The organism is Parendozoicomonas verongulae (assembly GCF_009711465.1).
In the GTDB taxonomy this organism is placed as follows: domain Bacteria; phylum Pseudomonadota; class Gammaproteobacteria; order Pseudomonadales; family Endozoicomonadaceae; genus Sansalvadorimonas; species Sansalvadorimonas verongulae.
On sequence record NZ_SMME01000625.1, the window covers coordinates 475 to 1,731 of the forward strand.

The 1,257-nt window shown below is 51.5% G+C and carries 2 protein-coding genes; both read left to right on the forward strand.

Annotation, left to right across the window (positions count from 1 at the left end):
* Positions 1–226: hypothetical protein (locus E1189_RS24915; RefSeq protein WP_230460021.1), on the forward strand; the 226-nt coding region annotated here is incomplete at its 5' end.
* Between the two features lie 51 nt (positions 227–277).
* Positions 278–433, forward strand: a complete 156-nt coding sequence (locus E1189_RS24920) for a hypothetical protein (protein WP_230460022.1) — start codon at positions 278–280, stop codon at positions 431–433.
* Positions 434–1,257: the final 824 nt, after the last annotated feature.

A 1,257-nucleotide genomic window follows, 5' to 3' on the forward strand; every position in this document is an offset into this window, starting at 1 on the left:
TGTGAATGCGCTTGTGGATGGTGAGTACACCGGAATGGGAGAAAGACTTGTTGCACTGGTCACAGACGTAGGGCCTCTCCCCTGTGTGGATGCGCTTGTGAGCAGAGAGAGCACTGGATTGAGTGAAAGACCAGTTGCATCCGTCCTGGTCACAGACAAAGGGCTGCACCCGTCCTGGTCACAGACAAGGGCCGCATCCGTCCTGGTCACAGACAAAGGGCCTTAGTGAACGACTTGTTGCACCCGTCCTGATCACAGACAAAGGGCCCTCCCCTGTGTGGCTGCGTTTGTGGGCGGTGATTCCTGTGTGGATGCGCTTATGAGCGGTGAGATGAGCGGGTTGGGTGAAAGACCGGTTGCATCCGCTCTGGTTACAGACGTAGGGTCTGTTTCCTGTGTGGGTGCGTTTGTGTCTGGCGAAGTTGCTAGATGAGGTAAAAGACTTGTTGCATCCGTCTTGGTCACAGACAAAGAGCTTGTCCTCTGTGTGGACTTTTAGCATGTTCATCCCGGAGATGTTCGTGAGCCGCTGATCGCTCTCAGACGGTGTATCGAATGCACACCCCTCTGCACTGGCGCAAGGAGCACTCTGAAATACATCATCTTGCAACAAATCCGATAACTCTGAAAGTAGCGGGGCGTCCTGCTCCAAACCTGATAACTCTGGGAATAGAGCGTCCAGAAAGGAAGGTGAAGAAGGAGGAGTGCATAAGATGTCAGGAGCTTCATTATCACTGGAAATACAGCAAATGGTAGATGGGGTCCTGATCCATGTTGTGGCATCCGCTGACTCCGTGAGTGTGATTTGGGTTCCTTGTTTTTTTCCACGGCAATGCACAAGGTGGTGCTCAGCAGATTTGTTGACGGTGCAGGATGTGGTTTCACCGGGGTGGATATATGTGTTGTCCGCAGGGAGTATGGCAATGCTGCCTGTCGACATTACATCTAATGATCGTAACGGAATAAGGTTAAGAGATCTGCTCTTGTCTCCTGATGCATTGGTGACCGATGCAGACAGACCGATCACTATGCAGAGGCTGGTGACAACAACGTTCAGCCTGAATACCATTTCCATCCATCCCATAAAAAGAACAAAGAAGATAGCAACGTAGCTGGTGGCCTCTTGTGATGTTGATGTTTACTGTCAGGGTCTGGTTGTGAAAGGGACAGACCGGGTCACTCATCTTTCATGCTATGTTGGGCGCGTTTGTGTCTGGTGAGATGAGTGGATTGGGCGAAAGACTGGTTGCACCCGTC